Raw genomic sequence first — 12,057 nt, 5'->3', positions numbered from 1 at the left:
AACCTGACCGCACAGCGGTTCTACAAGGACCTGCCGACGATCAGCCACTGGTACGGCACCAAGGACTACCGCAAGCAGGAAGACATCCTGTCGACCGACCAGACCAACGGCCGGCACACCATCGAAGCCGATCGCCCGGTCACCATCCGCTTCACCGGTTATGAAGAGGCGCGGGTCGAGATCGACTCGAACGGCACCGGCAATGTGATCATCGAAGGCGGGATTCTCAACGAGACCGGCCTCACCAAGATCACCTCAGAGGGCAGCATCGACACCTCGCACGCGGAATCCGTCGTGCAGGGCGTGCGCATCGAGCTCGATGCCAAGAACGATATCGGCGCCGACAACATGGCCAATGTCGGGGAAACCGGCGGTACGCTCACCAACATCAAGCCGATCAATATCGATCTGGTCGACAAGTACCCACCGGGCTACTTCAAGACCGACACCTTCGCGCAGCTGACCGCCACCTCGCGCACCGGCGGGGTCTATCTCAACGAAATCTCGGGCGACATGTCGGTGGTCTCGGTGACCGCGTCGCAGGGCGATGTGGTGCTGGTGGCGCAGGCGGGTATCGTCGCCGCCGAAACTGCGGCCGGGGTGTTTGCCAACGGCCTCGTCACCGGCAATTCGATCGACCTGATTGCCGACCGGTATGTTTCGCAGGATCAGGGCCTGCCCGATGGCGCCGTCGGCGGCATCGGCAATGGCTCGGCGCGGCCGCTGCAGATCAACTCCGGGGCGCTCGCCGAACACCGCGTCACCATCAAGGCGGTGGGCGATGTCGCGGTGCGCGAGACCGTGGGCGATCTTCGGCTGATCGCCGCCGAGACCCAGGGCAACGTCTACATCAAGGTGGATTCCGGCTCGCTGATCGATGCCGATTTCACCGTGCAGAAAGACCTGCGCAGCCGCGAGCAACTGCTCGCCGGCATGTGGAAGGACCTGCAGCTCACCGTCGGCACCGGCGTCAACGACAAGATCACCGACACCCTCAACGGCTACGAGAGCTGGAAGCGGCAGGAGTACCAGGCCTACTGGCAGATGAAGGGGCAGTTCAACGGCACCACCGTCAAACTGACCGCCCTCGAGGTCGCCTACTACGAGAACCTCTATACCGATCCGGCGGAGGCGGCCGACCAGATCGCGACCCTCGAAGCGTCGCGCACCCAGCAGTACCTGGCGCTCAAAGCCATCTATGAAGGCTACGGCGATACCCAGCGCCCCAATATAGATGCGGCCTACGCCCAGTACTGGGCGTATCGGACCACGCAGCCCAATACCGCCGGTTCGATCACCATCACTGGAGCGGCGCTGACGGCGCTGCAGAACCAGCTGCGGACCGAAGCGCTGTTCAGGAACGCCAACGCGACCACCCCGTTGGATGGGGCAGCCCTCGACACCTTCGTCACCAATTTCATTGCTACGGGTGTCACTGCCGAGCAGACCCGGCAGACCAACGACTATCACGACCTGCACAAGATGTTCGGCCGGCTCGGCGAGTCGGCACAGACCTGGGATCTGACCGACAGCGACGGTACCAAGCACAAGTACCTGTTCGCCGTCGGCACGGTGAAGGCCGATCTCACCGCCGGCGTGAAGGTATGGACCGAAGACGAGCTGCTCTATGCCTTTGGCTCGGGCATCTTCAAGCCGGTCACCGACACCGAAACGGTGATCGAAGCCAACAATGTCGATACCGCCGGCAACCTGACCATCGAGGCCAACAAGAATATCGGCAAGGTCGCCGATGCCCTGGTGATCACGCTGGGTTCGACGCCGGCCTCGCTGACTGAGGATGAACGCGTCGCCATCGCCTCGGCCGAACGGCAGGACATTGTGTTCGCCAAAAAAGTCGAGCAGGGCCTCGGCGTCAACTTCGGCAACAACGCACTCGGCAAGGGCACGATCACCCGGCTGTCGGGCTCGTGGACCGGCTATGCCGTCAACGACTATATCTATGTCGGCGGCGAGACCACCAACGCCACCACCAAGGGCGGCTATTACCGGATCGCTGCCATCAACGGCGCGACGATTACCCTCGTCGGCGAAAATGCTGCGGGGGTCGCGGAGGACGCGCCGCAGCTCGGCGTCGAAGCCAACCGCATCGTCACCATCGCCAACGCCGTGCTCGATCCGCTCGCCGCGGCGAACGGCGTCATCACCCATGTCATCGTCGCACAGCGCGACGACCTCGACGTGGCGGTCGATGGTGTGATCAACGCCAAAGCCGGCGGTTCGATCTATCTGGGTTCCGAGCAGCAGGTGAAGGTCGACAAGCTCGAGGCCGGCGCCGCCGGCACGATCCGGCTGAAGTCCAGTGCGTCGATCGTCAACGCGCTCAGCGGTAGCGGGGTGAACTTCAAGGCCCTCGACATCGTGCTCGAAGCCGGCGATGGCGGCATCGGCGAGAGCAACGCCGTGACCGTCGAGATGTCGACGGGCGGCAGCCTCATCGCCCGTGCCACCGAGGACGTGCGGATCACCGCGCCGACCTCCAACATGTATGTCGAAGCGATCTATTCGCGCTCGGGTGACGTCTATCTCACCACCACGCTCGGCTCGATCCTCGACGCACTCGGCACGGACGGCGAGAAAATCCGCGCCAACCATATCTCGCTCACCGCCGGCGGCAGCATCGGCACCGCCACCGACGCGGTCGAGATCGTGGTGACCGGCGCCTATAGCGGCGTCGCCACCAACGCGGACACCACCGGCACGGTGATCGCCACTGCGGCGGGCGATATCTCGCTCAATGCGGTCGAGCGCAACTTCAACGTGCGCAAGATCACCTCGACCGCCGGCAACGTCTACCTTGGTGCGGAACTCGGCTCGATCCTCGATGCCGAATACAACCCGCAGGGCACTCAGCTCGGCGCCGACATCATCGGTAACTCGGTGAACCTGTCCGCCAGGGTTGCAATCGGCCAGGCCGGCAACGAGCTCGAGATCGACAGCTCGAACCAGGCTGCCGGCAAGGTCCGCGCCTTCACCGATCTCGAGAGCATCTACCTCGCCGAGACCACCGGCGACCTCAACCTCGACCAGGTGGGAACGCCCACTGCTGACTCGGGAAGCACGCAGCCGCTCGCCTTCATCGTGGCGATGACCGGCAGCATCCTCAATGCGCGCGCCGACACCGAGACCGACAAGCGCAATATCGTGTCGCGCCGCACCTTCCTGTCGGCCAACCAGAGTATCGGGAGCACCAGCAAGTCGATCGTCACCGAGGTCGGTAACCTCGAAGGCACCGCGCTCAATGGCAGCGCCTATGTCGCCAATCTCGGCGAATTGGTCGTCGGCGACGTCAACGTCAACAACAGCGGCGTCAACGCCCTGAAGGGCGCCGTCTATATCAAGGCCTCGAGCCCGGTCATCGTCAAAGAGAACACCACTGCCAGCGGTGTGGTCGAGATCTGGGCCGAGGACGACAACGAGGCCAATGGCGGCGAGGACGCGCTGCCCGACGACATCACGGTCAAGGCCGGTGTGACGGTGCAATCCACCACCAGCGAAGTCCGCCTCTTGGCCGGCGACGACCTGCTGGTCGAGGGGGCGGTCGTTTCAGCCGATCCGCTGCTCGCCAAGCCCGCCGCCGTCATCATGGCGGCGACGCAGATCATCATCAAGGTCGACTACCAGGTCTCTGGCCCCGACCCTGATGCGGAAGGCGGCATGGCCGACCTCAAGGGCATTTTCACCGCTCCGACCATCACCGTCACCGGCGGTGCCCAGGACGATTCCGTCCTGTTCGACCTTGAGGCGCTCAACGGCAACACCTTCGTGTTCGGCGGCGCCGGCAACGACACCGTTACCGTCAACAAGCTGCCGACGATGACCACCTACCAGGGCGTCGTCGATGCCGACGGCGTCTTCGGCAAGGACGGTACAGGCCGCGAACTGCGCGACGAGCTGACTATCGACGGCCAGGACGGCAGCGACCTCACGGTCGTCAACGTTCAGGGCACGACGTCGGACTACGTCATCAACGTGGTCGATACCGGCAGCGAGCTCGATGCCGGCGATGTGCTGCGCGTCGAGGGCTCGGCTGCGGCCGATGTGTTCCTGATGCGCCGGAACATGATCGCCAACATGCACCGCACCGGTGTCGACACCTATGCCGACGCGTTCGAGCGGATCAACTACACTGCCGACATCAACGGTCGCGTCATCGTCAACGGCAACGATGGCGACGACGAATTCTACTTCGACGACACCTCGGCGATCATGACCGTCGATGGCGGGGTCGGCGACGACCTCTTCCAGGTCGGCCAGGTCTTCGCCACGCCACGCGACGCCGCCGCGATCGAATCGGTCGAGGACCGCTTCGAGACCGTCGAGATCAGCTTTGGCGCCTATCTGTCCAAGGGTATCAGCCTGCCGGCTGTGCTCTACGGCGGGGTCGGCAACGACCAGTTCGTGGTCTACTCCAACCAGGCCGATCTGCGGCTCGAGGGCGAGGACGGCAACGACGAGTTCGTCATCCGCGCCTTTGCGCTCGCCGGCAGTTCGAACGTCAAGCTCAATGGCGGCAGCGGCGACGACATCATCCAGTACAACGTCAACGCCCCGGTCGATATCGACGGCGGCGCCGGCTTCGACAAGATCGTCGTGCTCGGTACCGAGCTCGACGACAACTTCGTCATCACCAAGGACGGCGTCTATGGCGCCGGCCTCACGGTCCGCATCAGCAATGCCGAGGCGATGGAAGTCGACGGCCTCGAAGGCAACGACACCTTCTACGTGCTCTCGACCGCGGCCGACGTCGTTACCACGCTGATCGGCGGGCTCGGCTCGGACACCTTCAACGTCGCCGGCGACGTGACGAGGACCGTGGTTGCCGACAACGATGGCGACGAGGGCTCGGTTACCCACACCGTCCAGAGCTCCGACCCGCGCTACAGCGGCCTGTTCGTCCGCGGGCTCGACCTCACCGCCACCGGAGCCTCTACCAATACGGTGGCGCTCGATGTGGGCAATGGGCTCGACGTGCTCGAGGACGGCGGTCTGGCCGCTGTCGACAGCTACACGCTGACCTTGCCGACGGCGCCTGTCGCCACCGTGTTCGTGACCATTTCGGCGGCCCAGGCTTCGGCCATGCTCACTGCCCGTCCGGGTGGCCCCGGCAAGACCGTGCTGGTCTCGCTCGACGGCGTCAGCTTCTCGGAATCCGTCACTGTCGCCTTTACCGGCGCCAACTTTGCCGCCGGCGCGACCATCTACGTGAAGGCCGACTCCGACGGCGCCCATGAAGGCGAGAGCACAGTGGTGATCTCGCATTCGGTGATCAGCGCCGACCCGAACTACCAGAACTTCCTGATCCCGAACGTCGCGGTGCGCGTACAGGACGACGACAAGCCGGCCGTGCTGATTAACGAGACGGGTGGCAACACCCAGGTGTTCGAGAACAACGCGGCTGGGGACGACTACACGGTCCGGCTCAACAAGCCGCCGCTGGCCGGCGAAGTGGTGACGGTCACGCTTGATGCCGGCACCGGCATCAAGCTGTCGACCGGCGTCGTCGTCGGTGCATCGACCATCACGTTGAAGTTCGGCCTCTTCGCCGACGCCGGGCAGGGCATCCTGCTGTGGAGCGATGCCCAGCAGATCAAGGTCACGTCGATGAACGACGGGATCGACAACCGCTACGCGTCCGACGTCACCCACACCGTGACCAGCAATCTGGGCGGCGGCGTTTACGCCGGCGGCGTCGACACGGCTCGCGTGCGCGTCGAGGTGGTGGATACCAACACCCCGGGTGTCGAGATCATCGAGACCGACGGCTCGACGCAGGTCTCGCAGTCCGGCCAGACCGACACCTACCAGATCGTGCTGACCGCGCCGCCGCAGCCAACGCCCGAGGAGCCCAATCCCTGGGTGCGCGTCAACATTCTCGTCACCGGCAAGGCCAAGCCCATGCTGACCGGCGGCGTGTTGCAGGACGCGCAAGGCTACTACGTCCGCTTCACCGCGGCGAACTGGAACCTGCCGGTCACCGTGACGCTCGAGTATGACGCTGCCGGCCTCGACTCGACCGAGGACGTCAAAGTGTTCTCGCAGCAGCCGCACGACCTGGTCGCCATCCAGGGACCGCTCTTCATCGAAGGTGGCGTCGGGCCGACCGACCGCTCGATCACCCGCGCGGTGGTGCTGCCGGGTGAAACCAACCCGGTCGTCGTGCGCGATATCGTCGACGACAACGTGCCCGATCTCGACCAGCTGGTGGTGTTTGCCGACACGGTGCAGGCCAACCAGACCGGCGAGCTCACGCTCGATCACATCTCCGGCCTCAACATGCCGTCCAGTCCGCTCGTCGTGGACATGGGCGACGGCACCACGCGGAGCTTCGCTCGCGGCATCACCTATGGAAACATGGGCGTCGTCGAAGTGCTGCTCGGCAACGGCGCCGACACCTTCACCATCAGGAGCACCAACGAAGCAACGCTCACCGTCATCCATGGTGGCGGCAAATCCGACACCATTACTGTGGACGCGGATGTCGACGCCGGTGGCGCGTCGCTGGTCCGCGGTCCGCTGGTGCTGTTTGGCGATACCTCGGCCAACGGACTGCGCTACAGCGCGCTGCCCGGCGCGCCGAACGGTACGGCCTACCAGTTCACCGAATACGGCAACGACATCATCGATGCGACCGAAGCCAATGGCATCGTGGTGATCGATGGCGGCGCCGGCGTCGATACGCTGAAGGGCGGCGCGAAGACCAGCTTCATCGCCGGCGGCACCGGCAACGACCAGATCACCGGTGGCCTCGGCAGCAACTGGATCATCGGCGACAGCGCCTTCGACGTGAACTATGCGCTGCGCACGGTGATCATCGACGACCGGGCGACCTCCGCCGGCGCCGACACCATCACCGGCAGTGACAGCAATGACGTGATCCTCGGCGACCACGGCCTCATCACCCAGGCCGGCTTCATCGACGGGACCACCATTGCTCTCACCGAGGGCGTGCTCAACATGATGAGCGAGCGCGCCGTCATCGCTGTTCGCACCACCAACCCGTCGGTGGGCGGCAACGACATCATCAACGCCAAGGCCGGCAAGAACATCGTCTTTGGCGGCACCGGCGACGACGAGATCACCGGTGTCGGCGGGACCGACATCCTGTTCGGTGACAACGGCATAGCCAGGTTCGCCAACGGCATTCCGACCGAGATCGAAAGCACCGACCCGACTTATGGCGGCGCCGACAAGATCAAGACCTATATCGGCGCCGCGGTGGTGGGGAACCTCCGCAATGTCGTCGTCGGCGGCTCCGGCGGCGACACCATCGACGTGGTGGCAGGGGACGGAACGGTCAATCCGGGAACCGCGGGCGACGTCGTGCTTGGCGACAACGGCTGGATCGTCTTCGATGCGAATGCGCAGGTGAAATCGATCATCTCGAGCTTTGTCGACGATGGCGGCAAGGATGTCATCAAGACCAGCGCCGGCCGGAACATCGTGATCGGCGGCGCCGACGAGGACGACATCACCTCGGGCGACGAGGCCGACACCATCCTCGGCGACAATGGCGCGGCGTTCTTTGCCGCCGGCATTGCCTTCCGCGTCGAGACCACCGCGACCAGCAAGGGCGGCAAGGACACCATCCGCGCCGGCGCCGGCCGGAACATCGTCATGGGTGGCGCAGGCGGCGACATCATCACCGCCGGCACCGGCACCAGCACGATCCTTGGCGACAACGGGCTCGCGCTGTTCTCGAGCCTCGGTGTGGCGCAGGTGGTGCAGACCATCGCGCCCGAGGACTACGGCAATGACGAGATCACCATCGTCGATGGCGATCACATCCTGATGGGCGGCTCGGGCGCCGACAAGATCACCGCAGGCAACGGCAACAGCGTTGTGGTGGGCGACAACGGTGTCGCCAACTTCGAGAACGGCTTGCTGGTGGCGCTGGTCAGCGAGAACACCGTCTATGACGGGGCCGACATCATCAAGGTCGGCAACGGCTTCAACACCGTGATCGGTGGCGGCGCCGGCGACGACATCGACGTCAAGGACGGCAACAGCGTCGTCTTCGGCGATAGCGGCTACGCCAAGTTCCTCAATAACAAGGCGACGATGGCGTTCTCGCTGCAGCCCGACCTCGGCGGCATCGACAAGATCCGCGCCGGCAATGGCAATGCCGTGATCTTCGGCGGCGCGGCGGGCGACGACATCGCCAACGGCACCGGCAACAGCACCCTGTTCGGCGATGGCGGCCATGCCGAGTTCGTCGACGGCGTGGTGCAGGTCGCCTACTCGATCGCCCCCAGCGTCGGCGGCAAGGACACGATCGTTGCCGGCTCGGGCAAGAACCTGGTGTTCGGTGGCGCCGACGGCGATAATCTCAAGGTCGGGACCGGCAATTCGGTGCTGTTCGGCGATAACGGCTATGCCGAGTTCGTCAATGGTGCGCTGAAGACCGCCTACGCCATCGACCCCGCGATCGGCGGGGCCGATACGATTGAGACCGGCGACGGCGACCATGTCTCGATCGGCGGCGCCGACGGCGACAGCATCACCACCGGCGCCGGCAGCGACATCGTCTTCGGCGACAACGCCAAGGTCGAGTTCACCGATATTGCCGGCGTCATGACGCTGACGCGCGCCTTCTCGATCGCGCCCAACGAGGGCGGAAACGACACCATCAGAACCAACGCCTCGAACGACATCGTCATTGGCGGCACCGGTGCCGACACCATCTACTCCGGCGACGGCGATGATCGCGTGTTCGGTGATCACGCGCTGTTCGACATCGCCAACCCGACCAATCAGTTGGTGATTTCCATCTACTCCGGCGCCGCCGATGGCGGTGGCGCGGACAAGATCTGGGCCGAAGCCGGCAACGACATGGTCTACGGCCAGCAGGGCGACGACGAGATCCACGGCGGTGCAGGCGACGACGACCTGGTCGGCGGCCACAATGTGGTCGGCGGCAGCGACGGCGACGACACCATCTACGGCGATGCCGGCGAGGACGTCATCCTCGGCGATAATGGCGTTATCGGCCGCACCATCACTGGCGGCACCAGCTGGAAGAACTACACCTTCAAGCTCAACCCGCCCATTACCGGCCGCACCCCGGCGCTGCTGCGCGAGTTCGTGCTGTTCGACCATGCCGACAAGATTGGCGGCAATGATACGCTCTATGGCGGTGACGGCGAGGACCGGATCAACGGCCAGCGCGGCAACGACACCATCTACGGCGATGCCGGCGTCGACGAGATCGTCGGCGGCCTTGGTGCCGACACCATCCAGGGCGGTGCCGACAATGACCTGATCCTGGGTGACGAGGGCCAGATCCTGCGGGCCCTCAACGCCGATGGTTCGGCCGTGCTCAACTCCAACGGCACCTGGCATCGCGACGTGGTGCTCGAGGAAGTGGCCACGGCGGCCGGGATCGTCCAGCTGACCTCCAACCTCAGCGGCGTCGACCTGGCCACTGCCGAGAAGCTGCTCGGCTACGATGCCTTGCTGGTGGCCGGGCGCGTGCTCGCCTCGGGCAGCGACGCCACCATCACCGGTGGTGCCTCGCAGACCGTTGCGATCGGGATCAATCTCGAGGCAGCCTATGATGACATCATCAACGGCAATGACGGCGACGACATCCTGTTCGGCCAGCGCGGCAACGACAGGCTGAACGGCGATGCCGGCAACGACATCATCTTCGGTGATCGCGCCAGCAACAACGCGGCCTTCGCTACCGACCTGCCGGGCATCGTCAATGCCTACCGGGTGATCGCGGCGGACGCTGCGCTGGGACTGGCCCTGCCGGTCTTCGGACAGGTCGTTGTTCCCTCAGTCAACCTGCTGCCGAGCGAGCTCACGCCGTACCAGCCGCAGCTCGAGGTCTATCCCAGTGCCGACGGTTTTGCCGGCGACATGGCGGGCCGCACCAACCTGAGCATCACCGCTGGTGGCAAGTACTCGATCCTTGCGGCGGTGCAGGGCAACGTTACCCGCGCTTCGGCTGCCATCTACGGCAACGACGAGATCAATGGCGGCGAAGGTGCCGACACGATCTTCGGTGATGACGGCCGCATCGCTGCCGACACCGGCACCGGCTTTGTGACGATCGACGAGAACCTCGCCGGGCTCTCGGTCACCATGCAGAACCTGATGACCAACTTCTCGTCGCTGGCCTTCGCCCAGAACGCTCGCCTCGGCGGCTCGACGACCGTGACCATCGGCAAGGACACCATCAATGGTGATGGCGGCAACGACACGGTGTTCGGCGACACCGGGACGGTCCTCGTGCCGGCCCGCATGATGGTGCTCGACGGCGCCAACGACCAGGCCGCCGTGCTGGCGTTGAACGCCCAGCTGTTCAAGCTGCAGACGGCGCTCGCGGATCTCTCGTATACCGTGCACGCCGCCGGCACCAAGGTCATCGCCAAATATGTCACCGAAAAGGGCATCGTCGGAACTTACGATCCGAAGAAGGCCGTACTGATCCCGGCGACGCACACGCTGGATATCGGCAACGACACCATCAATGGCGGCGCCGGCGCCGACATGCTGGTGGGCGATCATGGCGTCACCACGCTGCCTTCGATCATGCTGACCCGTCCGACGCCGACCAGGACCTATACCGCGGCGGCCAAGGCGGCGATCGATGCGGCGCTCAAGACGCAGGACACCACGCTCACCAATGCGCTGAACGCCCATATTGCCCGCGACCATCGGATCGACGCGTCGGTCAATGGTGGGGCGGCCTGGCTGTTCGGCAACCAACTCGGCTACAAGCTGGCGATCGGCAGCGACACGATAAATGGCGGCACCGAGGACGACGTGATCATCGGCGATACCGCCCTGATCGAGGTGCCGGCAGTGTTCCAGGGCTATAGCTCGGCTCAGGCCAAATCGGTCGCCGACAAAATGCAGGACTCGTTCCTCAAGACCATCGACGCGCTTTACATGGGGAACATGGGGAGCGCGGTTGCCCTGGCCAATGCCTTCGGCGTCCAGGCGACGCTGTCGCGCTCCGGCCAGAGCGACTGGTCATCGAACGGCTCGGTGAGCAATTGGCTCACCAACCTGTCCGATCCGCGCCAGTCCAAGAAACCGGCGATGGACTACATCAAGCTCAACGCCGACACCATCCACGGCAACGACGGCGCCGACATTGTTGTCGGCGACAATTCCCACGTCATGCCGATCGTCAACGGGGCCGGCGCCGCCGGCGTCGGCAGTGCCGTCCGCATCCTGCCGATCGGCGAGCCGGGCGCCACCCAGGCCTCGACGCTGCGCTACAGCTACGACTGGGGCCTCTACGGCAAGCTGCATCGCACTGCGGTGGCCGACGTCAATCTCAAGTCGATCTACAATATCGACACTGACAAGATTTATGGCGATGCCGGCAACGACGTGCTGTTCGGCCTGCAAGGCGACGACGAAGTCCATGGCGGCGACGGCAATGACACAGTCTCCGGCGGCAACGGTTACGACACAGTCGGCGGGGGCAGCGGCACCAATGTCGTCGCGTTCGACCGGTCGCGCGACAAGGCCGTCCAGACTCCCGGGGCGAAGGACTCCGTCAAGCAGACCGTTGACGCTAGTGCCAACAGCGCGATCCTCGGGCGTACCTGGCTCTCGCCGATGCTCGACGCACTCGGCAAGGACGTGAACCGTGCCGCGGCGACCGGCCTGCTGTTCGGCCGCAACGCGCCCGCGGTGACGACGCCGTCGCTGCCGGCGGCCGCGGTGCAAAAGACCATCGAAGCCAAGGTGCGGCCACCAGTGCAGGAGCCCTTTGTCTTCCTGCCCTCTGTGACGGCGCCGGCTTTCGAGCCGATCAATCTGGCGACCCGCGCCGTGGATGCCAAGTACCATTCGGCCCGGCCGCTCCCGGCCGACCTGATCACGCTGCTCAAGGCGAACGACATCGTGATCGCGGTCAATGACGAGGACGATCTGGACGAGCGCGATGATCTCGATCACTGGCTCTACAACATCCTGACGGGTGACTTCGATCTGCTGCCGCCGGTCCTGGGGCGGCAGTCCGGAGCCCTGGTCTTCGATGAGGAGACCGGCGGTTTCATGCCTCTTGACGATTAG

General features: G+C 64.8%; 1 protein-coding gene (cut by a window edge). It reads left to right on the top strand.

What is annotated here, in order from left to right:
- Positions 1–12,057: the 3' portion of an LEPR-XLL domain-containing protein gene (locus VW23_RS18330; protein WP_069910989.1), read on the top strand. 16,983 nt of this gene lie to the left of the window's left edge; 12,057 of the gene's 29,040 nt are visible here — the last part of the coding sequence; the start codon falls outside the window, past its left edge; its stop codon occupies positions 12,055–12,057.

Origin of the sequence: Devosia insulae DS-56 (assembly GCF_000970465.2) — a bacterium.
GTDB lineage: Bacteria > Pseudomonadota > Alphaproteobacteria > Rhizobiales > Devosiaceae > Devosia_A > Devosia_A insulae.
This window is presented reverse-complemented; position numbering and strand designations above follow the sequence as displayed.